This is a genomic window from Bacillus sp. SIMBA_154 (assembly GCF_046536015.1).
Lineage (GTDB): Bacteria > Bacillota > Bacilli > Bacillales > Bacillaceae > Bacillus > Bacillus pumilus_P.
In genome coordinates this window covers 1-26,128 of record NZ_JAWJBV010000001.1, presented here as the reverse complement: position 1 = coordinate 26,128, position 26,128 = coordinate 1, and the positions used below count along the sequence as shown (strand labels likewise).

Annotated in this window: 31 protein-coding genes; 7 read left to right on the top strand and 24 right to left on the bottom strand. The window is 39.3% G+C overall.

Annotated features, from left to right (window positions below; all coding sequences use genetic code 11):
- Position 1: 1 nt before the first annotated feature.
- Positions 2-1,210 carry a stage II sporulation protein P gene (locus R0K30_RS00155; RefSeq protein ID WP_099726589.1) on the bottom strand — a complete coding sequence of 403 codons (1,209 nt, stop codon included), beginning with the start codon at positions 1,208-1,210 and terminating at the stop codon, positions 2-4.
- A 66-nt stretch (positions 1,211-1,276) separates the two neighbouring features.
- Positions 1,277-2,392 carry a GPR endopeptidase gene (gene gpr / locus R0K30_RS00150; protein ID WP_099726588.1) on the bottom strand — a complete coding sequence of 372 codons (1,116 nt, stop codon included), beginning with the start codon at positions 2,390-2,392 and terminating at the stop codon, positions 1,277-1,279.
- 198 nt (positions 2,393-2,590) lie between these two features.
- On the opposite strand from gpr, the gene rpsT reads away from it, so the two are divergent.
- Positions 2,591-2,857 (top strand): 30S ribosomal protein S20, encoded by a 267-nt coding sequence (gene rpsT / locus R0K30_RS00145; protein WP_008342485.1) that lies wholly within the window; start codon positions 2,591-2,593, stop codon positions 2,855-2,857.
- 135 nt (positions 2,858-2,992) lie between these two features.
- Here the strand turns inward: rpsT and holA are convergent, their stop codons facing one another.
- Positions 2,993-4,012: a DNA polymerase III subunit delta gene (gene holA, locus R0K30_RS00140; protein WP_256498825.1), complete on the bottom strand. Its 1,020-nt coding sequence runs from the start codon at positions 4,010-4,012 to the stop codon at positions 2,993-2,995.
- Positions 4,013-4,249: 237 nt separating this feature from the next.
- Between holA and R0K30_RS00135 the strand changes: the two genes are divergently transcribed.
- The gene (locus R0K30_RS00135) at positions 4,250-4,384 is read left to right on the top strand and encodes a YqzM family protein (RefSeq protein WP_012010638.1); all 135 of its coding nucleotides are present in this window, start codon (positions 4,250-4,252) and stop codon (positions 4,382-4,384) included.
- A gap of 39 nt (positions 4,385-4,423) precedes the next feature.
- Here the strand turns inward: R0K30_RS00135 and R0K30_RS00130 are convergent, their stop codons facing one another.
- The 3 genes from R0K30_RS00130 to R0K30_RS00120 all read right to left on the bottom strand — a co-directional run bounded on the left by R0K30_RS00130 (position 4,424) and on the right by R0K30_RS00120 (position 8,002).
- Positions 4,424-6,751 carry a DNA internalization-related competence protein ComEC/Rec2 gene (locus tag R0K30_RS00130; RefSeq protein ID WP_410609133.1) on the bottom strand — a complete coding sequence of 776 codons (2,328 nt, stop codon included), beginning with the start codon at positions 6,749-6,751 and terminating at the stop codon, positions 4,424-4,426.
- Positions 6,744-7,313 (bottom strand): ComE operon protein 2, encoded by a 570-nt coding sequence (locus tag R0K30_RS00125; protein ID WP_024423045.1) that lies wholly within the window; start codon positions 7,311-7,313, stop codon positions 6,744-6,746. The genes R0K30_RS00130 and R0K30_RS00125 overlap by 8 nt, the downstream gene beginning before the upstream one ends.
- A gap of 65 nt (positions 7,314-7,378) precedes the next feature.
- Positions 7,379-8,002 (bottom strand): helix-hairpin-helix domain-containing protein, encoded by a 624-nt coding sequence (locus R0K30_RS00120; RefSeq protein ID WP_249705045.1) that lies wholly within the window; start codon positions 8,000-8,002, stop codon positions 7,379-7,381.
- Positions 8,003-8,092: 90 nt separating this feature from the next.
- Between R0K30_RS00120 and comER the strand changes: the two genes are divergently transcribed.
- The gene (comER, locus tag R0K30_RS00115; protein ID WP_230030414.1) at positions 8,093-8,941 is read left to right on the top strand and encodes a late competence protein ComER; all 849 of its coding nucleotides are present in this window, start codon (positions 8,093-8,095) and stop codon (positions 8,939-8,941) included.
- Between the two features lie 48 nt (positions 8,942-8,989).
- Here comER and R0K30_RS00110 read toward each other — a convergent pair whose 3' ends face one another.
- From R0K30_RS00110 to R0K30_RS00075, 8 genes are read right to left on the bottom strand one after another with little or no spacing between them, the layout of a single operon-like run.
- Entirely contained in the window at positions 8,990-9,733 is a 744-nt protein-coding gene (locus R0K30_RS00110) for a class I SAM-dependent DNA methyltransferase (RefSeq protein ID WP_249705043.1), read from the bottom strand.
- Positions 9,730-10,086 carry a ribosome silencing factor gene (gene rsfS, locus R0K30_RS00105; RefSeq protein ID WP_034319428.1) on the bottom strand — a complete coding sequence of 119 codons (357 nt, stop codon included), beginning with the start codon at positions 10,084-10,086 and terminating at the stop codon, positions 9,730-9,732. The genes R0K30_RS00110 and rsfS overlap by 4 nt, the downstream gene beginning before the upstream one ends.
- A gap of 13 nt (positions 10,087-10,099) precedes the next feature.
- Positions 10,100-10,663: a bis(5'-nucleosyl)-tetraphosphatase (symmetrical) YqeK gene (yqeK, locus tag R0K30_RS00100; protein WP_099726581.1), complete on the bottom strand. Its 564-nt coding sequence runs from the start codon at positions 10,661-10,663 to the stop codon at positions 10,100-10,102.
- Positions 10,653-11,222 carry a nicotinate-nucleotide adenylyltransferase gene (locus R0K30_RS00095; RefSeq protein ID WP_099726580.1) on the bottom strand — a complete coding sequence of 190 codons (570 nt, stop codon included), beginning with the start codon at positions 11,220-11,222 and terminating at the stop codon, positions 10,653-10,655. The genes yqeK and R0K30_RS00095 overlap by 11 nt, the downstream gene beginning before the upstream one ends.
- Before the next feature lie 13 nt (positions 11,223-11,235).
- Positions 11,236-11,526, bottom strand: a complete 291-nt coding sequence (gene yhbY, locus R0K30_RS00090; RefSeq protein ID WP_008342507.1) for a ribosome assembly RNA-binding protein YhbY — start codon at positions 11,524-11,526, stop codon at positions 11,236-11,238.
- On the bottom strand, positions 11,520-12,362 hold the full coding sequence (aroE, locus tag R0K30_RS00085) for a shikimate dehydrogenase (protein WP_410608494.1): 843 nt from the start codon (positions 12,360-12,362) through the stop codon (positions 11,520-11,522). The genes yhbY and aroE overlap by 7 nt, the downstream gene beginning before the upstream one ends.
- A 21-nt stretch (positions 12,363-12,383) precedes the next feature.
- Positions 12,384-13,484, bottom strand: a complete 1,101-nt coding sequence (gene yqeH, locus R0K30_RS00080) for a ribosome biogenesis GTPase YqeH (protein ID WP_099726578.1) — start codon at positions 13,482-13,484, stop codon at positions 12,384-12,386.
- A 2-nt stretch (positions 13,485-13,486) separates the two neighbouring features.
- A complete protein-coding gene (locus tag R0K30_RS00075) occupies positions 13,487-14,008 on the bottom strand; it encodes a YqeG family HAD IIIA-type phosphatase (RefSeq protein ID WP_008356191.1) in 522 nt (173 codons plus the stop codon).
- A gap of 362 nt (positions 14,009-14,370) precedes the next feature.
- Here R0K30_RS00075 and R0K30_RS00070 point away from each other — a divergent pair, with 362 nt between their 5' ends.
- A complete protein-coding gene (locus R0K30_RS00070; protein WP_003217327.1) occupies positions 14,371-14,511 on the top strand; it encodes a sporulation histidine kinase inhibitor Sda in 141 nt (46 codons plus the stop codon).
- A gap of 135 nt (positions 14,512-14,646) precedes the next feature.
- Here the strand turns inward: R0K30_RS00070 and R0K30_RS00065 are convergent, their stop codons facing one another.
- The 4 genes from R0K30_RS00065 to R0K30_RS00050 all read right to left on the bottom strand — a co-directional run bounded on the left by R0K30_RS00065 (position 14,647) and on the right by R0K30_RS00050 (position 17,728).
- Positions 14,647-14,796, bottom strand: a complete 150-nt coding sequence (locus R0K30_RS00065) for a hypothetical protein (RefSeq protein WP_180275482.1) — start codon at positions 14,794-14,796, stop codon at positions 14,647-14,649.
- A gap of 78 nt (positions 14,797-14,874) precedes the next feature.
- Positions 14,875-15,603, bottom strand: coding sequence for an SGNH/GDSL hydrolase family protein (locus R0K30_RS00060; RefSeq protein WP_230030418.1), 729 nt, complete (start codon positions 15,601-15,603; stop codon positions 14,875-14,877).
- An 84-nt stretch (positions 15,604-15,687) separates the two neighbouring features.
- On the bottom strand, positions 15,688-16,428 hold the full coding sequence (locus R0K30_RS00055) for a polysaccharide deacetylase family protein (protein WP_230030419.1): 741 nt from the start codon (positions 16,426-16,428) through the stop codon (positions 15,688-15,690).
- A 178-nt stretch (positions 16,429-16,606) separates the two neighbouring features.
- Positions 16,607-17,728 carry a response regulator aspartate phosphatase gene (locus R0K30_RS00050; RefSeq protein WP_410608490.1) on the bottom strand — a complete coding sequence of 374 codons (1,122 nt, stop codon included), beginning with the start codon at positions 17,726-17,728 and terminating at the stop codon, positions 16,607-16,609.
- 234 nt (positions 17,729-17,962) lie between these two features.
- Here R0K30_RS00050 and R0K30_RS00045 point away from each other — a divergent pair, with 234 nt between their 5' ends.
- Positions 17,963-18,331, top strand: coding sequence for a sigma-70 family RNA polymerase sigma factor (locus R0K30_RS00045; RefSeq protein WP_073979130.1), 369 nt, complete (start codon positions 17,963-17,965; stop codon positions 18,329-18,331).
- A 14-nt stretch (positions 18,332-18,345) separates the two neighbouring features.
- Here R0K30_RS00045 and R0K30_RS00040 read toward each other — a convergent pair whose 3' ends face one another.
- Positions 18,346-19,848 carry a recombinase family protein gene (locus R0K30_RS00040; protein WP_410608488.1) on the bottom strand — a complete coding sequence of 501 codons (1,503 nt, stop codon included), beginning with the start codon at positions 19,846-19,848 and terminating at the stop codon, positions 18,346-18,348.
- Positions 19,849-20,200: 352 nt separating this feature from the next.
- On the opposite strand from R0K30_RS00040, the gene R0K30_RS00035 reads away from it, so the two are divergent.
- Complete coding sequence (locus R0K30_RS00035; protein ID WP_410608486.1) at positions 20,201-20,779, top strand: hypothetical protein; 579 nt, start codon at positions 20,201-20,203, stop codon at positions 20,777-20,779.
- 92 nt (positions 20,780-20,871) lie between these two features.
- Here R0K30_RS00035 and R0K30_RS00030 read toward each other — a convergent pair whose 3' ends face one another.
- Positions 20,872-21,708: an SMI1/KNR4 family protein gene (locus R0K30_RS00030; protein ID WP_410608484.1), complete on the bottom strand. Its 837-nt coding sequence runs from the start codon at positions 21,706-21,708 to the stop codon at positions 20,872-20,874.
- A 78-nt stretch (positions 21,709-21,786) separates the two neighbouring features.
- On the opposite strand from R0K30_RS00030, the gene R0K30_RS00025 reads away from it, so the two are divergent.
- The gene (locus R0K30_RS00025) at positions 21,787-21,975 is read left to right on the top strand and encodes a hypothetical protein (RefSeq protein ID WP_061419632.1); all 189 of its coding nucleotides are present in this window, start codon (positions 21,787-21,789) and stop codon (positions 21,973-21,975) included.
- 80 nt (positions 21,976-22,055) lie between these two features.
- On the opposite strand, the gene R0K30_RS00020 is transcribed toward R0K30_RS00025, so the two are convergent.
- From R0K30_RS00020 to R0K30_RS00005, 4 genes are all read right to left on the bottom strand, one after another.
- Positions 22,056-22,688: a hypothetical protein gene (locus tag R0K30_RS00020; RefSeq protein ID WP_410608481.1), complete on the bottom strand. Its 633-nt coding sequence runs from the start codon at positions 22,686-22,688 to the stop codon at positions 22,056-22,058.
- A gap of 22 nt (positions 22,689-22,710) precedes the next feature.
- A complete protein-coding gene (locus R0K30_RS00015; protein ID WP_410608479.1) occupies positions 22,711-23,454 on the bottom strand; it encodes a hypothetical protein in 744 nt (247 codons plus the stop codon).
- Between the two features lie 341 nt (positions 23,455-23,795).
- Positions 23,796-25,400, bottom strand: coding sequence for an SIR2 family protein (locus tag R0K30_RS00010; RefSeq protein ID WP_410608477.1), 1,605 nt, complete (start codon positions 25,398-25,400; stop codon positions 23,796-23,798).
- Between the two features lie 296 nt (positions 25,401-25,696).
- On the bottom strand, positions 25,697-26,128 hold a 432-nt coding region (locus R0K30_RS00005), incomplete at its 5' end, for a peptidoglycan recognition protein family protein (protein WP_410608475.1).

Below are 26,128 nucleotides of genomic sequence, written 5' to 3'. Positions count from 1 at the left end.
CTTAAGAACGTTTTTTCTCATCCTTTGCTTTGCCATTTACTTTTTCTGCGTCCCAGAAAATTTCACTGAACACATCAGCCGCTGCATTGGATGCATTTTTCAATTCTTTCATATTATTATCCACTCCGCCAAATTCTAAAAGAAGGGCTTTATCAGATAAATCTTGATTATAGATTCCATTATCGCCAATTTCTCCTTTTGCAAACACTCCGACGCTGAGACCTTTATATTTTTTCTCCATCAAATGGTGAAACTCTGTTGCCAGCTTTAAATTTTTTTCATAGCTTTGATTCTTCTTCCCCACAACAAACGCGATTCTCGCATATTTCTTTCCTTTGATCTCCACAGTGGTATCTTTCTTTCTCCTTGAGTCACGGTGAATATCAATTAAATATTCGAGGTCATCATTTGCAGCAAGGGCTTCTTTCACGACCAATCTGGATTCATTATACGACTGCGGATACTTTAACCCTTTTTGCAGGAGCCTTTTTTCAATTTCAGTTTTGTCAACTGTATTACCGATTCCTTGCTGATCGAGCGCTTTTCCAAACATGTCTCCGACAAGGGTGACGTTCACTTTTGAGTGCCGTGCATTGTTTGGGTTCGTTTCTCCTTTTAAAAATGGTAAATATGATTCCGTATTGTGTGTGTGATAAATGTACACGGCTTTTCGTTTCCCTGTCGAACGATCCGGCTCTTTAGCAGGCTTTTTCGGCTCATCCTCATCGAGCTTGTCCAGCTCAGCTAAATTCGCTTCTTTCTCATCTTTGATGACTTCACTTGGCGGCGGCGATTCCATTGGCATGTTGGTATAGTCTGTTCCTTCACCCGCTAAGATGATTTTTGTATCAAAATGTTCAAAGCCTGGCAGCTCTCTTCCTAGAAAACTGCGGGGATCTTCTAAATTGATACTTGTCGCAAGCTTGAGTGACAGTCCAGAGAAATTGAACCCTTTTTGATCTTCTGGAACTGTTGAGGCGAAATATTGGTTTTCCATTCCCATCAGTGTGGCAAAGAACGCTCCTGACAACTCATCAGCTACACCATATAACGAAGCTTGAGGTCTAAGCTCAGGTTTTAAAGATGTCAAAGCCCCTGACATGACAAACATGACAACAAGAGAGGCAATAAACAAGAAAATACTTTTCACTACTTTGGTTCCATTAATCGCAACGACCAACTGTCGAGGACGGCGGGGTCTTTTTTTCATGATTTACTCCCTCCAGCACGCTTTCTAGTAATTACACTATGAGCGAGCTAGAGAAAGTAGAACCGATTAATGATTATAAGAACCCATGTTATCTTGAGAGATTTTTTGATGAAGCGCTGTGTTTAATCCATTGGCAAGTACGTTTGCCATATCATCAATGAATGTATCCACTTCCTTCGGCGTCACCATTAAATTTTGTCCTAGCGGCGAAAGCACTTCATGGATCAGCTGTCTTTTCTCTTCATCAGGAAGCGTTCCTACTATTCCTAAGAATGATTGACGCGTTTCTTCATCTGGCAAGTCTTCTTCGTTTAGCACTTTTTTCTTCCCAAATGTCAGACCAGCCGGCACAAGAGAGCGGGAGGGTCTATCATCTTTCAGTTCTCTACCAAAATGCTTTAAGACATAATCAATCGTATCACTTGCGATCGTCACTGCATCAACCACTGTCGGGACGCCAATCGCAATCACTGGAATACCCAAGGTTTCTTTGCTTAATTCCTTGCGCTTATTCCCTACACCAGATCCTGGATGGATGCCTGTATCAGACATTTGAATCGTTGTATTCACCCGTTCCACCGCACGAGCAGCAAGTGCATCTATGGCAATCACAAAATCGGGTTTGGAACGTTCGATCACACCTTGTATAATGTCACTTGTTTCAATTCCAGTCAGTCCCATCACACCAGGTGATAAAGAGGACACTGGGCGATAGCCTTCCTGTACATTTTCCGGCTGTAATTCAAATAGATGACGGGTCACAAGCAGGTTTTCAACTGTGAGTGGTCCTAATGCATCTGGCGTGACATTCCAGTTACCTAGTCCCACTACAAGACAGCTCGCATCTGCCTGAATTCCCCGGTCTTTTAAAAACTGAGCAAAATGATGGGCGAAGACTTCGACTACTTTTTCTTGCATCTCAGAATCCTTCTCCCGAATGCCCTGCGCCTCAAGTGTCAAGTATGTTCCTGCCTTTTTCCCCGTCAGCTCTTCTCCTTCTTTCGTAATCTCCACAGTGCGTATGCGGATCCCGTGCTCTTCCTTTTCTTTCTCGACAATTCCTTGAATGCCATCATTTTTGACGACATTCGGATCGTTCTCTTGTTCTAGTATCTCTTTTGTTTCAACGGCCAAGTCTGTCCGGATTTGATAAGCGCTTAAATCGAGTTTCTGTTTCTTCATAAAAAGGCTCCTTCCACCAAGTAATTAACAGTAGTCTTTCCATCTCTATAAAGAAACATTCGAGCGGTTCATCAATGAAAAATACTTTACATTTATATTGCATTCTAAAGGTGTGTTTGATAGAATACAACTTGTTCTATTGTGAAGATTTAACCTTAAGACAATTGTGTTTAGGTTGTATCTTAGGAGGTGAAACACATGCCAAATATTAAATCAGCGATCAAACGTACAAAAACGAATAACGAGCGCCGTGCACACAACGCAACAATCAAATCTGCGATGCGTACTGCGATTAAACAAGTTGAAGTTTCTGTAGCTAACAACGATGCTGAGCAAGCAAAAGCTGCTCTTTCTTCTGCTGCAAAACGCATTGACAAAGCCGTTAAAACTGGTCTTGTACACAAAAACGCAGCTGCGCGTTACAAATCAAGACTTGCTAAACAAGTAAACGGACTTTCTGCATAATGCTTGCAACGCCTCAGTGATGAGGCACCTGTTTAACTGTACGTCCGTCCTGACCGGCTCAGCCATAAGGACAGACTGGCAATTATACATCTAAACAAAAACGACCCTCTTTTTAGAAGGTCGTTTTTTTTATGTTCAAGCGCCTAATAATCGAAGCAGGAACAATTCTAGCAATAGCTGCTTGTCCTTTTTACCCGTTTTCATTTCATAATCGATCGTTGAGAGCTCTTTGACGATCTGCTTTAGTTCTTCTTCTGAAAACAGTTTTGCCTGGTCCATGGCGAGTTTGACACGGAATGGATGGACCTTCAGGTTTGACGCAATTTGTTTTTGCCCGTACCCCTGCTGAGCAAAGTACTTTGTCTGCAAAATCAGCCGAAATTGATTTGAAATGAGCGCCAATATTTTAATGGGTTCCTCATTTTGCTTTAAGAGGTCATAAAACATTTGCATGGCTTCAGAACGGCGTCTGTTTACAATTTGGTTAATCAATTCGAAAATATTCTGCTCTAAGCTGCGCGCAACAAGCTGATTGACATCCGCCAGCTCGATTTCCTCTCGCTCTCCAATATATGTACTTAGCTTCCGAACCTCTTGAAAAAGTGAGGACAGACTCCCGCCGCATAGCATGACAAGCTGCTCAGCCGCTTCAGCCGTGATCGCCTTTCCTTCTGTCTTCACCAAGGTGATGGTGAAATCAGTTGTTTCTTTAGGGTTTAACTCTTTCGCCTCAACGACAGCCGCTTTCTTTTTTAGTAATTTCGTGATTTTTTTACGTTCATCCAGCTTTTCATATGGCGCTAATAACACGAGAACAGTATAAGGTGCTGGCTTTTCTAAGTAAGCTTCTAATACGGAAAGCTGATGCTCGATCTTCTCCTTTTTCTTTTCTGCTGTAAGAAAATAAGGATTTTTAATCACAACGAGACGTCGTTCTCCCATAAACGGAAAGGTTTCTGCGTCCGTCACAGCCTGTTCAAGCGGCACCTCTTCCATATCGAAGACGGAGAAATTAAAATCCTTTGCTTCCTCGTCAACCACAGCTTGTCTCAGTTTAGCAGCAGTTTCTTGCAGTAAATACGTTTCTTTTCCATATAAGCAATAAACGGGATGGATATCCCCTTTTTTTAAATTGTTCCATATCTCAAAGACCATAAATTGAATCCCTCTCTTTCACTTCCTCCTCTATCCTAAAGTGTGCGAAGACATTAGTAAAGAGGAAGCTGAAAGTGCCGCCTCCTCATTTATAGTAAACGTCTGGCGCAAGCTCCCGGGTCAGCTCGCTGTCAGACGATATTCATAAAATGATCATGAAAAAGGAAAACGGTTACTTTACCTTCTAGCAATTCCAAATGAGTTCAAGTATACTAAAATTAGCCAGGAGGGATGAAAATGAATGAATTTGAAAAAAATGTTCAAAGCAAGCGGAATGATGTGACCGACTCAGCTGTTGGTTTTATCGTCACATTCGGATTTTTCGCCTCAATGTTTATTTTGGCAACAATTATACACCTCGTTGGATCTTAACTTCATGAAGGCTCTATGACTGCCGTTTCGGCAGTTTTTTTATTGATTTTGTAAGATATCATATGGAGGGTGCGAGTAAAACGTTCCAGCCTCTTCGAGAAATTCATAGGTCACACTTCCATCAATATCTGTACGGTACACCCTCGTTTGATAATCATCTAATTTTTTCAAGACTTCTTGATGAGGATGCTGATAACGATTTCGTTCACCTGCCGAAATCAATGCATATGACGGCCTCAGATGCTGAAGCCATTCCTCACTTGTTGATCCTTTACTCCCATGATGTCCAACCTTCAGTACATCCACCCGCAGATGAGGATAAGCTTCTATGATGTCTCGCTCGCCTTCTTGTTCAAGGTCTCCCGTGAATATAAAACGCTTCCCCCCAAGAGTAAAGGTAAGCACAAGCGAATCATTATTCTTACTTGTCACCCGATCTCGCGCCGGATGAAGAACCTCAAACTCTTGCCCTCCCACCTGAAGCTTATCCCCTCTCTGTAATTCATCAACAGATATCCCTTTATCAGCTGCTTCTTTTAAAATCTGTGCATCCTCTGTACTTCGGGCAAAGCCTTTTGGCACGGCCAGCCGCTTCACTTTATTTCGCTTGATTAAACGAACCGCTTCCCCCATGTGATCTTGATCCGCATGTGTAAGGATGAGGACATCAAGTTTCGCTATACCTTTAGAATGCAGAAACGGTATGAGCGTTTGATCACCAATCGTAGACACTTTTCGTCTTTTTTTCCACGGTTCTTCTTCGAAGGATAGTCTGCCTCCTGTATCTACTAATAAATCCCCCTTGCGATAGGGCAATTGAATAAACAAACTATCCCCCTGCCCTACATCCAGCATCATGACCTCACCTTTTTGAAAAAAATTCGGCGTAACATAGTGTACGCTCAGCACACCAACGAGAAAAAGAATCGCTACAGCATAAGATTTCATAGAGGTTTTGCACTCCAGCATATATAACAAAAAAATAACGGCACTCACTTCAAGAAGAACATGCCACCAAGTAGATTTTATAAAAATTAGGTTAAATCCATCATAAACAGCCATATGTGCTGACAACTGATGACTCAGCTGAATCACTGCATCAAGCAGCTGAAACAATGTTTGACCAAGCGGGAGGTAAACAATAGATAAAAGAAAAAAGAGTAAGGACAGAGGCATGACAACCGTTGTGTAAAAAGGGACAAAAATCATATTCAAAGGGACGCTCAGCAAAGAAAATTGCTGAAAATGATATAAAAGAATAGGGAGCGAAGCAAGCTGTGCAATAAAAGAGATGAGTAATAATTGCATCACTGCACTTTTCGCTTTTGATAGGATCCTAGTGGATAACAAAATAAAAAACGTCGCCACGAATGAAAGTTGAAAGCCGATATCAAATAAATAAAGGGGATGAATGGCCAATAAGAGCAAAAACGTCGCACTTAATACCACCACCGAAGGCTGTTTCATTTCTTTTGGCAGGCTAGTGATCACTAAATAGACTCCCGCCATTAGACAAGCTCTTAAAACAGATGGCGAAGCACCTGTCAAACAAGCATAAACCGGTAGAAAGCATAATAAAAGAATACATGCTGTCTCTCTTGTCACACCAGCACGAAGCAGACACCAAAATAAACAAGCGAGAAGTGTTTGCACATGCATCCCTGAAATCGCTAGTAAATGAATAATACCGAGCATTTGATAATCTCTTAGCGTGTCAGGATCAATCAATTCACGATCTCCAAAAATGAGTGCCTGTACAATTCCAGCAGAGCTCTTCGGAACATGCTCCTCTAAGAATTTCAAGCCCTTTTGTCTCATAGCTGCAAGGTAATGTGAGGGGCTGTCTTTTTTTGAACAGTTTTTGATCGACTGCGGTAAGAAAATAGCGTCAATTCCTTTTGTTTTTAGAAATTGATCGTATTGAAACCCGTTAGGAATGGTTGCGTGTTTAGGTAGTCGCACATCACCTGCCACTAGACAGCTCATACCTGGCTCTATATCTTTCAGCGCTTCTTTTTCATGCTCAGTTTGAATTGTATAAAAAGCCGCCAGCCGATCCTTCTCTGCTGACACGGTCGCTGAAAAACGATTGCCATCTATTGTCGGAATACTTTCAATTACAACTGAACCAGAAAATGATTTTTCTTTTACCACATGATCCGCCTCAAGAGACTGATGAACCATAAAGATAAGTGTATAGACAGTTCCGCACAAGCTAACCATCAGAAAGAGCTGGGGTGTTTTTTTCAGTAGGCTGAGAAGTAATATCATGAGAAGAAAGAGAAGGAAATACATATGAAGGTGAAATGCGGCCAGGGCAATTCCTACTGCTGCTGAAATCGCCCCGAACGGCAAATAATTAAACATAGGAAGTAAATAATTGATTCGCCTTTTCATGCATGTCTCGTATTTCTGTTTCGCTAAGTCCTGATTCACTCAGCTTGCCGATTAAATCTGCAACAAAGGCTAATTTTTCTTGATTTTTTAAGTCAATGATCATTTCATCTAGTTCAACCTGTTCCGTTTGAACGCCGGCCTGCTCAAATAAATCGATAGCATATGGATGATTTTTATAATCCTTTGCATAATACACTGTTCGAATGCCCGCTTGAATAATGGCTTTACAGCACTGCAAACAAGGAAAATGCGTGACATATATTTCAGCATCAGCCGTTGGTGCACCGAATTTAGCACATTGTAAAATGGCGTTCATTTCAGCATGGATTGTGCGTACACAGTGATGATCAATGACATAGCATCCTACATCTGCACAATGGACATCACCGGCAATGGAGCCATTGTATCCTCCTGCGATGATGCGCTTGTCTCTTACGATGGTCGCCCCAACAGCTAACCGCTCACAGGTGCTTCGTAAAGCAAGCAAATGGCTTTGTGCCATAAAATATTGATTCCATGAAATTCTTTCCACGAGCTGATCCCTCCAGAATGATGGTTGGTATTAAGTGTACATGCCTTTCTTCTATACCGTCAATTCTACTTCACGGTCAATTGACTTTTCAGCCGTTCGACTGTCTTCTCCCCAAAACCCGAAATGTTCCGCAAATCTTCAATTTGTTCAAATTCTCCATGTTCCTCTCTATAGGCAATGATGGCTTCTGCTTTGGCTGGTCCGATTCCGTTAATTGTTTGCAATTCCGCTGTATCAGCTTGATTGACATTGACACCTTGACTCTTTTCATTCCCGGATAACGCGACAGCTGCTGATGTCTGCGTCTCCGCCTCTCCCTGCTTCCGAACATAAATCATCATACTATCCTCTAATTTTGCCGCTTGATTGATTTCATACGTATCCGCTTTACTTGTAAAACCTCCTGCTCTTTTAATCGCTCCCTCAACCCGGTCCTCTGATCGAAACGTATATACCCCTGGCTTCCTTACAGCTCCTTTGACCTCTACAACAATGGGTGGTGGTTTACTTTTTGCACTCTCTTGTTTTTCTTCCAATGCGACTGGGCTTTCTTTATTTTCCTTCAATACACTTGGCTCTGCGCTGTTTTCCCCTTTTCCTGCTAAAAAGAAGAAACTGATGGTGATCAAGATCATGATCCCGGTAGCGATATAAAGACTGTATTTTTTCAATAGAATGAGTCGCTTCACGTGCTCACGCTTCTTTCAATCATATTTTTCTATTGCTCAACATACTGTTTAGAAGATAACAGATCCTATGCGTCTAAGGAGGGAGAACGTTTGAATATAGGGATAATCGGTACAGGAAACATGGGTACCATACTTACTGAGGCATTTATTGAATCAAAGGCAGTCAATCCCTCATCCATCACCATCACAAACCGGACCATTGAAAAAGCGTTCAATATAAAAAAGAACCATCCAGAGCTTGAAGTAACGAAACAGCTTTCAGGAGCTGTAACAGATAAAGATTTCATCTTTGTTTGTGTGAAACCACTTGATATTTATCCACTATTAAAAGAGCTCAGCTCTCTTTTAACAGAGCAGCAAACGATTGTCATCATTACAAGTCCGGTTCATCCTGAACAGCTTCAGGATATCGTTCCTTGTCAAACAGCTAGACTGATCCCAAGCATCACAAACCGCGCTTTATCAGGTGCGTCACTTTTAACTTTCGGTTCATCATGCAATGTCGCGACGAAAACAGCGTTAAGACAGTTAGCTTCCCGCATTTCAACACCAATTGAGATCCATCATTCGATTACAAGAGCGGCCTCAGATATTGTCAGCTGCGGACCTGCTTTTATTAGCTTTCTCGTTCAGAAAATGATTGAAGCAGCTGTCGAAGAAACCGATATTTCAAAAGAAGAAGCTACCACCTTATCAGAAGATATGCTTGTAGGACTTGGCCGTTTGATTGAAAAAAGAGTCTATACCCTTCCGACACTGCAAGACAAAGTGTGTGTGAAAGGCGGCGTCACTGGTGAGGGTATTAAAGCTCTTGAAGCAGGTGTGCAAGATATGTTTCACCGTCTTTTTCAAAACACCCATAAAAAGTTCGATGAAGATCTTGAAGCGGTTGCACATCAATACCCGCCAAGTGTGTTTACTGATGATCGCAGAAATTAATGAACTTTGCAATAAGCGAAAAAAGGGTTTTAAAAAACCATCGTCCTATTAAACGATGGTTTTTGGTTTCTTGGCTGAGATAAAATATCTTTCGGCCAATTCCTGAGGTGCTTTATTTGTAAAATCAGCCGTCACTTCAATATTTTCGAAGCCAGCGGACTCAAGGAACGCTGCATATGTCTCAAATGGAAATGTACGCTGTTCATGTGTCTCATCATAACGCTGATACACGTCTCCATCCTTTACAAAAAAGCTTAAATCATGAATGACCGAATACATGTCATCCCCTTTATCGCTCTGCCAAATATAGCTGATCTCTTCATCTTGATCTGCATAAGTAGAACCAGGGAATACCTCTTCCATTTTATAAGGGGTATGAACATCAAAGAGTAAAACCCCATCTGCCTCTAAAAGCTGAAACATGTTTTTAAAGGTTTTTTTGACGTCATTTTCGTTTTTTAAGTAGTTCAGGGAATCACAGCAGATAACGGCTGCTTGAAAGGCTTGTTCAAAGCCAGTAATCTCTCTCATATCTTGATGTAAAAATTGAACGGACTGCTTGTGAGCCTGCGCTTTTTGCTGCGCGAAGGCCAGCATCTCTTCACTTAGGTCAATTCCTGTGACGATGTGACCTTTTTGAGCTAACCGAAGAGAAATCTCCCCAGTTCCACAGCCTACATCGATGATTGCGGCATTTGGCTGGATATACTGCTGTATCCACTGAACCCATTCATCATAAGGTGCATGTGCCATGAGCTCGTCATACACACCTGCAAACCCTTGATAAATCATGAGTTAATGCCAAGTGAAAGCGTTTCTCTCGGCGCATCTCCCCATAACTTCTCTAGGTTATAGTATCCTCTTTCTTCTTTATGGAACACATGAGCAATAACATCTCCTAGATCAATCAATACCCATCTTGCTTCATCAAAGCCTTCCATCTTCTTCACTTCAATTCCACTTTCCTCTGCAAGATGTTTCACTTCTCTTGCGATGGCCTGCACCTGTTTGTCAGAATTCCCGTGACAAATGAGAAAATAATCTGCAACAAGTGAGACTCCTTGCATATTCAGGGCAATAATATCTTCAGCCCGTTTATCATCGCATGCTCCTGCTGCGATGTTTAAAATTGATGATGCATCCATCCAAAATTCCTCCTTATTTGTTCTTATGCACAAGCGAGTTGTAAGTAGCAAGTGTATCTGGAAAGACTGGCTGATTCTTTTTCATTAAAAAAATGATTGTGTTTTTTAACGATTGAATCAATGCACCATCCAAATCATGCTCTGCTAACTCTCTTACTTCTTCTACACCAGGAAAATGACGGCCTGGTTCTATATAGTCAGCGACATAAATGACTTTTTCAAGTAACGTCATATCTGGTCTGCCAGATGTATGGAATTCGATCGCTGTTAAAATGGATTGGTCGTCAATTCCGGCTTCCTTTTTGACCAAATATGCACCGACTGGGGCATGCCAAAGCTCGGGCGAATATTCAAGCAATAGAGGATTCATCTGTTCTTTTTGAATGATGCCCTCCATCTCTTCCTTTGGTCTAAATTTGGCATAATCATGAAAAATAGCAGCGATCTCCGCTTTTCTCACATCTGCACCAAACCGTTCCGCTAATGAAATGGCTGTATCCAAAACCCCAAGTGTATGTGTATATCTATGCTCTGTTAACTGCTCTTTGACACAATTCAATGCTTTTTCACGATTCATATAAATGATGCTCCTTTATATAACGCTCAACAGCTTTCGGAATCAAATAATCTACAGGTTCTCCCTGCTTTATTCGCTGCCTAATCAATGTCGATGATACATCAAAAGCTGGAACATCTGCAAATAAAAGAGGATATGTCGTGCTTCCTTCATAACCTCGTCTTTTCATCCCAATAAAGGTAATCATCTGAAGCAAATCATCAATCCGGTGCCATTTTGGCAAATAATCCACCATGTCCGCTCCAATCATAAAAAAGAACTCATTTTCAGGATGGCGCTTCTTTAACAGCTCCACCGTATCTACTGTATAAGATGGGCCTTCTCGCTCCATTTCAATGAGCTCCAGCTGAAAATGCGGATTAGACTGAATCGCTGTTTCCACCATTTTCACGCGGTGATGACTATCTGCTCGTTTTCGGCCTGTTTTATGAGGAGGCTTGTGATTTGGGATAAACCAAATTTCATCAAGCCCCACTTGAAAGCGTACCTCATTCGCCATCAGCAAATGCCCAATATGCGGGGGATCAAACGTACCGCCGAACAACCCTATTTTTTTCATATCGCATCCACCTTTACGGCAGCTTAATTTGTTTATTTTCCTTAGATTCTTTATAAAGGACAATCACATTTCCGATCGTTTGAACGAGTTCAGCTTTTGCACCCTTTACAAGTGCTTTAGCGACCTCAGTTTTGTCCTCGTCGCAGTTTTGCAATACGCTGACTTTTAAAAGTTCTCTTGCTTCAAGCGCCTCGGAAATTTGCTTGACCATATTGTCATTTACCCCGCCTTTTCCAACTTGAAAAATAGGTGATAAATGATGTGCTTGTGCACGTAAAAAACGTTTTTGCTTACCTTTTAACATGGTGTTCCTCCTAATTTCTCTATCACAATTGACTTCATTTTTCTGGCGTCAGGCGTGACGCCTATCCACAGTTCAAAGGCTCTTGCCGCTTGACCAACAAACATGCCAACACCATCTACTGTTTTCAAGCCTAACCCGGCTGCTTCACTCAGCAGTTTTGTTTCTATTGGATTATACACAATATCACAAACGACCGCTGTTTTTTTTGCGTTTGTTAAAGAAATCGGGGTTTCTTCAACATTCGGATACATGCCGATCGAGGTTGTATGGATGATGACATCATAATCTCCAAGCTGGTCTTCTGCTGTATTTAATGCGATTGCATTTGATGTCACTTTTCCATCCGCACTTTGAATTAAAGCCTCCGCTTTTTCAATGGTACGGTTGGTGATATCAAAGCTTTTCGGTGCATACTCAGCAATTGTCGTATAAATTGCTCTTGCCGCTCCGCCAGCACCAATCATGAGAAATGACAGCTCTGATAACGGCTGATCCAAGGCTTCAACCAATGAATGAAGGAAGCCCTCTCCATCTGTGTTGTACCCAACGAGCTGACCTTTTTCAAGCCGCACAGTATTGACCGCTCGCAGGCGTTCAGCTGTCACATCAATTTTGTCAAGGTACTGCATGATCTCTACCTTGTGCGGAACAGTGACGTTAAAGCCGCTGATGCCTAAGGCTTTCATGCCTCTAATCGCATCTTTAAGGTCGCCACCTTCTACTTGAAAGCCATGATAATGTCCATCAATCCCAGCATCCTTTAATGCTGCATTATGAATATCCGGAGACATTGAATGGCCAACAGGGTTACCGATTAATCCGTATAAAGGTTTCAAGGTCTCTCCCCCTTTGAACGTTTAAATTAACGAACGTCTCATAAACACATGAACGCCTTTTGGCGCATAGACTTTGATTTGCTTTCCTGCATCATTCGCTGTTACCCATCCTAATCCTGAAAAGACGATATCCATTTTCGGCTGATCAATGGTAAAAGTATGCGGAACGAGCGGAGGAAAATCTTCCATTCCCTCTTTTGATGGCGGTGATAGCAGTTCTCCTGCATGTTTTTCATATAAGTCATCTGCATTCTCTAACTTTGTCCGGTGAATGTTGAGTTCATTTGGCATATAGCAGACAAATGATGTTCTGCCGCCTTTTACATAGTCAAATCGAGCAAGACCGCCAAAATAAAGCGTTTGGGCTTCATTTAATTGGAACGTTCTCGGTTTCAATTCTTTTTTCGGCGTTAAAATCTTCAAGTCATTTTTACTGACATAGTGCGCCATTTGATGGCGATTGATGATGCCCGGCGTATCGAATAAAGCAGACCCGTCATCAAGCGGAATTTCGATTGCATCAAGAGTTGTACCTGGATATTGGGATGTGGTGATGACGTTCTCTTCTCCAGACACTTCTTTGATGATTCGATTGATAAATGTTGACTTCCCAACGTTCGTACAGCCGACGACATAGACATTTCTTCCCTCACGGTAATGGTCGATCGCTTCCATCACCTCAGGCACGCCTTGACCTCTGCTTGCACTGATTAAGAAAACATCGATTGGGTTTAATCCGTTTTCTTTTGCTTCCCGCTTCATCCAATGAACAAGACGGTCTTTTTTCACTGATTTCGGTAAAATATCCACTTTGTTGCCGACAAGTAAAATCGGATTCCCACCGACAATACGGCTTAGCCCGTTGATCCAGCTTCCGTTAAAGTCAAAAATATCAACGACCTTTACAATGAGAGAATCTGTCTCGCCAATGCTATGCAATATATTTAAAAAGTCGTCTTCTGTTAAAGAAACATCTTGTATTTCATTGTAGTTCTTTAACCTAAAACAGCGCTGGCAGATCACATCTTCTTTCAATAGAGATGCTGCCGGCGCATATCCTAATTGATCTTTATCTTCGGTCTGAATGGCTACACCGCAGCCAATACAAACAACCTTTTCCATTATTACTCTTCCTCCCACTGAATGTGGCCCTTACGCTTTAAGGCTCCTAAAATTCTGCGTTCAATCTGCCTGTTAAACTTTGTGAAAAATCCGTCCGACGCTGCAACAGGAACGACCAAAATCGTATGGAAGCCATGCCTGTTCCCGCCAAGCACATCTGTCATGAGCTGATCCCCAATGACGACCACATCTTCTTTTTTCAATTGCATATCAGCGACTGCCTTATTAAAGGCTCTTCCCATAGGCTTTCTCGCTTTATAAATAAACGGGATGTGAACCGGCTCAGAAAAAAGCTTGACCCTTTTTTCATTATTGTTCGATACAATTGTCACTTGTATCCCGTGATCTTTCATCTCTTGAAACCATTCAATTAAACGGGGTGTCGCACTTGGGCGGTCCCATTCTACTAGTGTGTTATCTAAATCGGTAATAATTCCTTTTACATTTCGTTCTTTTAGTTTTTGCGGTGAAATGTGGAAAATACTTTTCACAAATTCATCCGGTAAGAAATACTTCTTTAGCACAATTTGCACCCTTTCTTCCATTGGTTTTTCAGCGATTGTGTCGAATCAAATCATAATTTGTCTGTCTATCGAATACAATGAAAAAGTTTTCGACATATGATGAGGACCTTCAACAGGTGTGGATAATTTTACACACATTATCCACCTATATTTCATCACGCTTTCATTCAATTATAAACACTCTACCCACAAGTTATCCACTTAACCATGTGGATAACAGAACGATTGTTCTTGTTTCCCATTCATGGTAGATTAAAGGTACTTCGAAGACATTCGATCAACCTATGATGATATGTCTTTTCCTCAAGTTTTATGCCAACTTTTTCAGGGGAGGTGTTTTTCCCATCATATGGGTTTCTAGTATGAAAAAGCTGTCAGATGATTTACTTATAGAATCATATTATAAAGCAAATGAAATGAACTTAAATCGCGACTTCATTGAATTAATTGAGACAGAAATGAAAAGACGTTCGCTCGGGCATATGCTCTCTGTTTCCTCTTAATTCCATATCACAGGAACCATGCCTCCCGAGCACTCTCCTTTTTTAAACTCAGGTGACTGATATTATATCACTTGCGCTATAGGCTTACTACTATTTTCCGTAAAAAACACCCCTTCTTATCAAAGAAGAGGTGTCTTATTTGCAAGACTGTTCGTTCCAAAACCATAACCCTCCGCCTACGACCAAAATGACAACAAGGAACACAACAAGAAAAGCGTAACCGATTCCTGCTCCTTGAGCTGGATAAGGCGAACACGCAGGGTAAGGATAAGGACATCCCCACATATCAGTTACCTCCTTATAGGAAGATATACTGTTAGACTATGCTGGTTGGGTGGTCTTGTTTAGGCGAATGGCCATCATTTAAAAATGTTTGATGACTTCACGCTCTTTCATTTCGTTATAAATGATTCTCGCCCCTTTTGGTGTCATATGATTGCCAGAAGGGTCGATTAAACCTGACTGAATCAAAGCGTTGTCACTATCCTCACCAGCTTCTCGGATGAAAGCTTTCCAATTGTCGACAAGTGGAACTTGCTGATTTTTAGCTACTTCTCTTGTGATGTCATTATATGAGTTTTGCCAAGCTCTTGCCCCGCCTCTCTCAGCAAAATAAGATGCCTTATACCGCGAGTAATAATATAAGCCCTTTTTCCCTCCTTCTACGACAGGTACACAGGTCATGAGAATCGGGGTAATCCCTTCTTTTCTACTTTCAGAAATGAAGTAGGATACATTTTCTTTAAATCGTTTTTTTGTGACACGGGGATGTTTCCCGTCTAAAATCGCCGCATCATTCGTACCGAACATGATGAGGACGTAAGTTGGTTTCTGCTTTAAAATATCCTGCTCAAAGCGAAGCTTCGCGTCTTCAGTCGTCTGCCCGCCAATCCCTGCATTCTTCACTTGTATTTGGCCGCGCTCGACGTTTTTCATGAGATTCACCCATTTTTCAGATGCTGGGTAATCTCGAAAGTCCCAGTTTGATCCTCTTGTATTACTGTCGCCGAATGCAATAACGCTTTCCTGTGCTGGTTTTGAGCATCCAGCAGCGACACACAACAGGATGAAAAGGAAAACATATTTCTTCACAACATTCACCTCCAAAAACCCTCTTCATATAGTAAACGACAAGCCTTTTGGTTTCAATGAATGACTGTTTTTGACAAATGACCCCTATTGAAAATGAACAGGCAGATATGCTCTGTCATGATGCAGCAGTTCGCTTACTTTCACAAATTCATAGCCTTTATCCTTTAATTCAGGAATCACCTGTTTGAGCGCTTCTACCGTTTGCTTCCGATTTCCACCGCCATCATGTAAAAGGATGATATCGCCGCCCTGAATATGATCAATAATACGGCTTGCAATTTTGTGCGAGCCTGGTCTTGACCAGTCCTTCGGATCTTGCGTGAAGGACCACATGACCACATCGTATCCTTGCTTTGAAAGAATGCGGAATGACTTCATCGTCAGCCTGCCACCAGGAGGACGAAATAATAAAGGACCGCCTGGCTGGAGTGAAGCGATATGAGCCGCTGATTCGTTTAGCTCCTGCTTAATTTCCTTTGATGACAAAAGGTCAAAATATGTATGGTTCATCGTATGATTGCCGAGCTCATTTCCCTCGCCCACAATCCGCTTCGCAATCTCCGGATACGAACGAATTCGGCTCCCTACGACAAAAAAGCTGGCATTCACTTCATGCTCCCTCAGCACATCCAAAATTTGATTCGTGTACACCGGATGAGGCCCATCATCAAAGGTTAACGCAATCTTTTTCCGTTCCTCTCTCATATCCCAAAAGGCCCGTCCCGTTTTTTCCAGGTCGACTCTTTTTAATGTTCGTGCCTCTATTTCATTAGGAACAAAAGTGCATAATAACAAGACACATACAAAGACATGCAACCCTTTCATTAGACCGCCTCCACAGAACATCATTATAGATTAAAATGCCCGCTTTCAGATGAATTCATGCAGGGTTCATGATGATGTCTGCGCCTCGCTGACCTCTTTTTCCACATAAAAAAAGCCGGCCATGCAGGCCCGCTTTTTGTTTCACGTTTGGTTTCTCTCTTCAACTGTCGAACGTTGCTTAGAATTCATACAGACACTCTCCTTCTTGGATTTGATTTTGAGCCCATAATAATTTTTGATAATACTGGTTGGACTTCTGGTATTGTTGAGAGGCTTCTAAGGCTGTCGCAATTTCTAGTGAGATATCCTCTATATAAGAGTATAGGCTAAGTTTTTCCAAATAATCAATGGTTTTTTGCAGTTGTTCTTCATTGATTCCCTGAACATATAAAGCATCCAGATACTCAAACATATGACAGAACAGCTGGTCTTCATGCTTCTTTGCGGCTAATTTCCCATCTTCTAAAATACGCAGTGCACGCGCCTGTTCGTTTTGTCTAAAAAGAAGCTTCGCCAGCGTATAGAGCGTATGAGGAAGCGTGGGAAGCACCTCTTTGCGGGCAAGATCAGCCGATTCTGTTAAATATCGTTCCGCTTCCTCTAAATAGCCAAGCTCTCCATAACATTTACCTAAATTGTAAAGAGCTGAACTGTATATGCGCGGGTGATCAATTTGAGATGCGAGCTGTTTTGCTTTTTTCAAATGAGGCAGCGCTCGATCTTTACGTTTTAAATCTTGATAATTTCCTGAGATGACAAAGAGGCACTGAATAATGCGGATGGCATACGCATCATGCTGATCGTATATTTCAAGCGCCTTTAAAATATGGTGCATGGAGACATGCGTTTGTTTCATAATATAGTAGGCTTCTGCTACTTTAAAATGAAACTCAGCTTGCTCAATATCATCAAATACCATCGACAGCTGTTTTTCTGCCACTCGATAATATTTGACGGCTTCTAAATATTCTTTTTGACTAAACTCATGCATGCCACGAAAAAATGCATGGTAATAATGCAGCATATCAGATAACTCATGATTGGAATTTTCGATTTTATCGACAAGATTAGATACTGAGAAAGGTTGATATTTTGAAGGGTGTATATAGTCAAGCATGATTTGGTGCCGAAAACACAAGAGCTGATAATAAATCAGTAAATGCTGGTCCTCTTCCATACGTTCAATTTCCGCTTCTACTTCTGCTTTCAGGATTTCAGCATCTGGCACACTGAACTGCCGTATCATTCGATACCATTCATTAATTTTCATACCTACATGTGAAGAAAGAACCTTCCCCATGTTCCGAAAAAACCCCTTCCTTTTCGGTCTAATATTACATATTTTAGCACGCTTCTTGACCGCCAAGCACCGCAAAGAAACCGCAAACATATGAGAAGGGCAGCAAAAACAGACGAACAGAAGCCCGTTTTTTTCGAAAAAGATGATTTTTTCATCGTACAGACACAGACAATCCCCCCTTCACATACATTTGAGGATATAGGCAGTGGCCTAAACATGGTGGAGGTGAAAATCGTGGCAGGAGTATTTACAGCGATGGGATTGATGGTCAAAGAATTGGTGTTTTTAGTGTCCTATGTCAAAAACAATGCCTTTCCACAGCCCCTTTCGGGAGATGATGAAAAAAAATACTTAGCCCTCATGGCACAGGGCGATGAACACGCAAGAAACATGCTGATTGAACATAACCTTCGGCTCGTCGCCCATATTGTAAAGAAATTTGAAAATACCGGGGAAGACGCTGAAGACCTCATCTCCATCGGGACGATCGGACTCATTAAAGCCATTGAAAGCTATTCCTCTGGAAAAGGAACAAAGCTGGCAACGTATGCGGCGCGGTGTATCGAGAACGAGATATTAATGACAAAAGGGGGGTGCGTATAAACGCACCTCCCCTTTTAATGAGTTTTAATATGAATAGTCTCTGAATCAACAATCAATACTTCTTTAACCATAAAGTTAATAATGGCTGTCTTATCTTCCAACTTCAAATTATCTGCACTAACTGAATTTAAATAATCAAGTGCCCTTTTCATAGCATTTTCTCCTGCTGCCGATCCTTCTGATTCCTTAATCTCTTTTTTAATTTTATCATGCTGGGTCATAAGGTGATTTTGTTTCTTCTGTAGCTCAACAATCTGCGTTTTCACTTCTTCAATATCCAAGTCGTCTTCTTCACTAAGACTAATTAAAGTGATTAAACGCTGCCGCCCTTTTTTCGTCTTCTCAATTTCTTTTTGAATAAACTCTAGTTCCTCTGCTTTATGAATAGCTTTTTCTTCTTCCTTATAGACTCTATACTTTCCTGGATTGGTGATGAATTTGTATATCTCATCCCATACGATTCTGTTCAATTTATTTTCTGACATAGATTTACCGCAGCCTTTATTTTTGGCCCCAGCATAATTCTTCCTACATTCATACACATAGAAGTCATTCCCATGTGATTTTTTCTTTTTACCAGTCATCGTATTTCCACAGTTTCCGCAGCGCACTAGACCAGAAAGTAAATATTGATGAGTTCCATATTGCAATTGCTTCCTTCTGCTTTTATCAAGTAGCTCTTGAGCATATTCCCATTGTTCGTCAGAAACAACTGAAGGAACTTCAATAACATAGCGTTCCTCTTCAGGTCTAAGTTTTACTATTGCAGTGCCACCTGCTTGTTTAGATACATAGCTACCTTCCGTATCATACTTATATTGCTCATGTTTTCCTTTATAAGTTGGATTCATGAGGATCTGCCTCACCACTTGTCTATGCCAAACTTTTGCTCCTTTTTTTGTAGGAATACCCAGTTTGGTTAGATGCAGCGCAATTCCGTTCACTCGGTTGAAGAAGTGACTTGAATGATTCGTAAATAAATCAAAGATCATTCTAACAACTTTCGCTTCTTTTTCAATTATTTCAAGGGTTCTTTTCTCTTTATTCATTCTGTATCCTAATAAGTTAGAGTCTTTAATTATCATACCTTTTTTGATTTTTTGAAGTCTGCCTGTAGAAGTTCTCTCTTTAATTTTGGCCTTTTCAAATTCAGAGATGGCTCCTCTCATTGAAAAGAACAGCTGCCCTTCAGGAGAATCTGCATAATCCCCATTTACAAAGGTTAAGACTATCCCTTTTTTCCGTAATTCATCATCTATAATTAATTGATTCATTAGCTTCCGCGACAAACGATCAGGATCATAACAAATCAATTCAGTTATTAATCCTTTGCGTGCATCTTCTCTCAGACGGTTTAAGGCAGGCCTTTCTAATAATTCACCTGAGAAGCCTTCATCTGCATATTTCAGGACATTTGTGGTCCCTGCTTTCTTTACACATGCTTCAATCTGGCTGTCTATGCTCGACCCTTTTATCGCTTGCTCCTCGGTCGATACCCTCACGTAAATTGCTTTCACGATTAATCTCCTTCCTCCACCACTTAATCAAATAGTGATAACAATCGTTAATACGTGCGTCAACATTCTGTCCTTCAATGATTTTGACCTTCATATTAGATCACCTCATGACAGGTTATGCCGACATGGATTGTCCCTATTTCATAAAGAAAACGAGTTTGCCAGTAGATATAAAAAAGACCTGACTGAGTGTCAGCCAGGTTCATGAAGGGGTCAATCTTATTCTTATTATAACGAAAACAAAACAGTTGATCAAACATTTGTTCCCATCGAAAACTCAGCCCCTCTGTGATTAAAGATTCCTTATGGATGCCGATAAATATAAGGATATTTATAAAGGGGGATTTTACATATGGAAGATATAAAGGGATTCCTTCCAATATTAGGCGTTTTACTTGGGTTTTTACTAGCCTGGTTCAAAGAAGCAATACAAAATAAAGCAAAAATTAAAATAGGAGTTAGCCAGCCTAATTTGCATGTATACTTCAAACTAGACAAGTGGGGGAAAGAACAATGTGAGAACCGCTCATATGCAGATCATATCGAAACGACTATTTCTATAAATGTTTTCAATATAGGGAAAGCACCTACAGCTATCCAATCTGTATTTATTTTCTACGAATCTGATCACTTTAGTCTTTTTGATATAACTAAAATAAATATTAATGGAGTAACCGCAGAACATAGTGCGTTTGATTTATCCGCAGGATCTATTGTTCCTTTAAAATTAACACTTTTGATAACAAGAGATTCGAATAGTGAGTTTCTTTTTAATAATGATGTTAAGTACTTTAATCCTCTTAATGGAAAGAGAGGAGTTAAATTCGGAGTAAGCTTAATTGATATTTACGGAAAAGAGCACAGAGAATATTTCTATATTGATTATATTACACCCTTCCTGGATAACAAAGAAGAAGAAATTAAAGAGTAGCTTTAAAGAGCCACTCTTTATTTAAATTTAGCAACTGCTTCTTTAGCCATTCCCGATAATTTCTCTAGAAAGGAAAACTTAGAATCGCTCTATTAAGATAGAAGTTCTGTTCCAATCGCAATATTTTCTCCTAGATTCACTAGCAGTGGGTCATCATTCTTTTCTAAAAATTTAGCGATTTGATGCAGAATCTCACTAATTTTTTCGTTGATCGGCATATTTTGATTTAATAAGAAAATGCAGAGAATCGTATCACCTACTTGATAGAGCGTATCTTCATCTTTTGTATTTTCAATGTGATATTGCATCTTTTTAAAAAACCATTCAATTTCTTTCAAATCAACCATCGGGTAATATTGAATTTTATAAAGATTCTCTTCATCAAGGACGTCCAATTCAAATATGGCTTCAAGTTCTTCTTTACTTAAATGAACTTCAGAAAGTTCTTCACCTTCTGCTGCTTCCTCATCAATAGTGTACTCAGCTGTATAAAGCCCCTCAATGAATTCATCAAAGGAATCTGCTAATTTAAAGTCTTCTTCCATCTCAACATCAAAATAATGAATTGCAGGATTCTCTTTCGTTTTTCGATAATCCATAGCTACCCAAGTATGGCCATCCCCGTTAATCAAAACAAGCCCTTCTGGCAGCTCCCACTCTTTTATCAAATAGGCACTATCCATAATCCCCTCATCTTCTGCAATTCCCAGCAGATGATTAAATTGAATGTGATCCTCAGCCCATGAATTAGAGTGAGTCGTTGGAAAAGCATTATGAACTGTATAACCACCATTCTGTTCTAATATGAGCTTTTTATATGTATCTGGCAAAGTGACTCCTAGTTTCCTTTCAGCCTTCGCTACTTCTTCTGAGTTGATCTTTTTTAACGTATAGTAACCTTCATCGTCTATTTCCCAAAAAGATTTCAAAGTTTTTTCCTCCTAATGTCATTTAACAAAACTCTTTTACGAACATATATTCTATCAAACTGTTTTGGTGGTGATTGTATGTCTGATCTCGAGAGAAAGATTTATCGAATTATTTATAATATGAGCCGCTTCCGTAAGAATCCAACAATTGATGATCTGAAAAGAAAAACAGGTAAAGACGAAAGGGCTGTAAGACAAGCAGTACAAAACCTTCTGTCAAAAGAAGAATTGATATGGGATAAAAAGAAAAGAGAATGGCGGTTTTAAATATTAACTATATTTTCTTTATCCGAGTGCCTGAATACAAAACTAACAAGAGCAACTTCTGTATAGAAGTTGCTCTTGTTCTAATCTTCATCCTCAGGATCTTCGTCTACACCCAATATCAAATTCTGATCAGTAAAATACATCTCATAAAGTGTACTCTCTGTTACTTCTCCATTTAATATTCTTTGGTTAAGTATAAACATTAAATCTATAGGTTCACGATCATAATAAATGTAATCTCTTTCTTCGAAATGAAGAATAGGCTTATTTAAATAGGCATAAGATTTTGGCTTTGTAAAGTACGTCCATTGCACTTGAGGATGGTTTCTTCTAATGACTTCTGCATAATAAATCCCTATATCCATTGCTATTGCATAGTCCACTTTCGCTAATTCAACTGGATTAGCCAATAAACTCTCTTTTTCATCTTCATAAATATAATCAGGATATTGACTCAATCGTTCTAATTCTCTACCAATCTCTTCTTCTGATAGTTCATAAATCTCCACTTGAGATAAAAACCAACTATAGATATCTATAAGTGATTCGGGAGTGAAATTAAAATCCACTTCTCCATTAGTAACTTTTTTCAAAACTTCAATCCGGTCTGGAATCTGATTAATAAACCACTCGAAGTGAATTTTAGCTTCTTTTTTCGATAAATTCTCAAAGGATTCCACTGTAACCGGTGGTTCCATTAAAGGGTATTCCATGAACTAACCTCCGCTTAAATAGTTACTTATGAATTTGATAAGGAATTTTCTTTTTCTTTAAGTATTCCTTTAAGTTCTTAGTGATACCTATCTTACCAGTTTTGGCACTTTTAAAAAAGTGCCACTTTACGCCTTTAACTCTGCCTTCACTTCTTAACCTGGCATCTTTATCAATTTGTTTTCTCACAAAGTTTGATAAACTTGTATAGCCAACTTTAGATTCGTGTGCAACACCTTTTTTTGAAACATAAGCATCAATTATTCTTTTTTCAAACACATATTTTTTCTTTTTCCTATCGTAAACTTTTACATTTTTAAAAGTTTTATGGCCATTTCCATTAACATGAGCATTTAGATATTTTTCACCTTCCGCACCGGTTTTGAATCCTTTTGCTGGAAGTGTTGGTTTTGGTGTAGATTTTGGTGTTGGTTTTGGCTTTGGTACAATGGAACCACCTCCACCACCGCCTCCAATACGGCCTCCATTAAAACCACCTCTATCCCAAGATTGAGTAGTTATTTTAATATTTTGTAGTTCTTCTTCGCTTAGAGTACCTTCGTATGAACTTTCTTCGACTCCTTGAATTTCTTCAAGTTCTTCCTCAGCATCAGTATCATTATCTTCCTCAATAATCATGCTAATTTCTTCTAGATATGCCTCATCTTCGTCTTGACCCACTGCATTAGCTTGGGGAATAAAGCCTGCAGCACCTACAAACAATGAAAATATTAATAGCAAACTTAAAACCTTGTTAGTGATTTTCACCTAATAATCCTCCTATTTATGTAATTTGAAGAAACTTTAGTATAGTGTCTCTTCAAATTTAAATAAATACTTTATAGGATATTTAAGGTAAATTTAAGATTTTATTGTAATATAATAGAATTATTTGGATTTGGAATTTTTCGAACAACTAAGAAAAGCCGTCCATAAGTACAGGACGACCAAACTGTTTAATAATTATTAAACTCTCAATTTCTTTTTCTCTTTTAATCCATAATCTAAATAACCTTTTCAATATGATTAGTATCAAGTATACTTAAACATGTTAATTTTTCAAAAAACGGTTGATAGAACCTAGTTCGTTATAATCAAATATCAATGCTTTATCTCTTCAAGTCCCCATATAACTTCAAGTCATATGCTGCTGCTAAACGTCGCAGGGATGTCTTTTCCATTTGATTGGTGGAAGTCGCAAAATTTTGCTCAATTTGTTCTTTAACAAAAGCTTCAATTTCTTCATCTTTAAAATTATCAAAATTATAAACAATTAAATCGATTTTTTTTGAATTTTTGAACTTTTCATTAAGAATGTCGCCGATATCGTTATAATTCTGCCTATAAGATCTGCTTATACTATTTTGCATTTCCTCTAGAGAACCATGGTTTTGTATTCTTTGTAAAATCTTTTCCTTTTCTTCTGTTGTGATATCAACTTTTTCTAAATCAACATCCTTGACGTATTTGGCAAAAGGTATTCTGGAATGTGATGGTTGAGAAGCAACATACCTTAAAGCTACATCAGTCATTATCTCCTGTTTACCGAAGACATAATCGTTCATGTAAGATATTGCATTGGGCATCTTATAAATATGAGCCTTGTCTCCTAAAGCCAAAACTATCGGTTTTCCAGTATCTATTTTGTCTTCAATCGCATCCAGTTCCTGTGGAGATAAAAGTACAGCATCTAATGAACCCTTTTTACCTTTATCGACAACAAGCTTTTTTATTACCTGATGGTATTTCCGAACATGGTATGGCGATAACCCTTGATTAACCTTTGTCAATTCTTCAAACAATTTTTTGAAATTATCAGTTTTTAATAGTGTATAGTGCCACCCTTTATTATGATCACTTAATTTTTCTTCAAGAATCGATTCATTGCCTTCATCTCTTTCAACAATTATTATACGTTGAGCTGATTTTCTGGAGTCTTCTTTTGGAAGTTGTGAAGCAAAGTCTGATATCATATTTTGAACATTTACATCTGTTAATGAATAGCCTAAAAAAATAATTGGAGATTGAACTAAAGCAGCAATTAATTTAGCACTTATCAAAATTGACTTCTTATCATAAAGATCATAGTCACTCTTAGTAATCACAATAGAGTTTGGATCTTCAACACTTCCATGAATTTTAAATAATTCTGACCATCCTTCTGTTTGGTCAAAAAAACCTCGGTGCCCAACATATGTGGTTATTTTTCCGTCATATTCATAATTAAAAATATCTTCTATAAATGTATCATAATTAGTTGTAACAATAATCTGAGCTTTTCTTATGAATTGTGTGAATAGTTCTATTTCAGATTGACAGTCTTCCTTAAATTGATATGTTTTAAACTTTTCAGCAATAGATTTTTTAAATGGAGAGATTTTATCTTGATATGCAGTTTGAACATCTAAATTTGGCACTTTAATTTTTTCTTCCATAAACAATTCGTTAAATTGAGTTTCTATCTCCTGAGCCGCTCTTATATTTGTTAAATAAGTTAGTTCATCTTTAGAAATATTTAGATGTTCCTTTTCAATTTCACGGCTTATTTTACTAAGGTATCCGTAAAAATTCAAATTCTCATTCAATTTTTCCCAATATTCTTTTAATAGTTCATCCCAACTAGGGAAATTTTCTAAATATCTTTTTGACATACCTGATCCTATAAATATTATTGGATATTCATTGTTTTCCTCCAAGTTTCTCAATACACCCATTTTTTTGTCGCCCCTTTTAATCATTAATAACAAATGATTCGATATAAATTAGTCATTAGGATAAATTATACATAAAATATCAAAATAATGAAATAAGTAGGTATTCTAATCAGTAAAGTACCGTTTAATTTTTTAAGAGACTCTTTATTTTCCTTTCTGTTTCTGCTCCATAATTCCCATCAGAAACAAGCCCACGCATAAACAGGAAAAGAAAACGCACTAATTTATCATGAGCCTTATAACCAACTTCCCCTTTATTAAAAAAAGCCCCATCCAACAAAGGACAGGGGATTTGCTTATTTCAATGCTTTTTGAAGAGCTGCTTTTGTTTTTGGACCATAAATACCATCAGCAACAAGTCCATGCATAATCTGGAACCGCTTGACCGCATTAGCAGTTTTTGGTCCATAGTAGCCATCAATCCCATGATTTTTTGCACCTTTGTCAGGGTAGAAATATACAGCAGCCAGGGCTTCCTGCAATGCTTTTACTCCAGCGCCCTTTGTCAAAGGCTTTGTTACTTTAATGATGCCAGATGGCAAGTTAAATGACTTTTCAGCAGGCTTGGAAGCTGTTTTTTTGGATGAAGTATTTTTGACAGGTGTCGCTTTCACAGGCTTTGCTGTTGCCTTTTTACCTGTATGAGCGGTAGCAATACCTGCTTCGAAGCTGTCCCAGCGATTAAGTAGCTTTCGTGGACATTCTTTGCCGCTCCAGCGCTTATGCGG